The 273-nt window shown below is 41.8% G+C and carries 1 protein-coding gene; it reads left to right on the forward strand.

The annotated features are described in order from the left end of the window. The coding region (locus IQR33_RS30470; protein WP_193844289.1) for a Nif3-like dinuclear metal center hexameric protein at window positions 1-141 on the forward strand (141 nt) is incomplete at its 5' end. Window positions 142-273 lie beyond the last annotated feature (132 nt).

Raw genomic sequence — 273 nt, forward strand, 5'->3', positions numbered from 1 at the left:
ACTGCTCGTGAAATGGACATTCATTACTTTGCTGCAGGTCATCATGCTACTGAGCGTTATGGTGTTCAGGCCTTAGGCAAATGGCTAGCGGATGAATACGGCCTACATGTGGAGTTTATCGATATTGATAATCCGGTTTAACGTTCGCTATTAGTAACGTTAAGCGCTGAAAAGGAAAAGGGTTGAGACGAAAATCTCAACCCTTTTGTTTGTCTATCTTCGTACTAAAAGATCATTCACGTTCGTGAAGTGGAGAAAACTCACGTTGTGTTT

Source organism: Vibrio sp. OPT46, assembly GCF_015163535.1.
GTDB lineage: Bacteria > Pseudomonadota > Gammaproteobacteria > Enterobacterales > Vibrionaceae > Vibrio > Vibrio alginolyticus.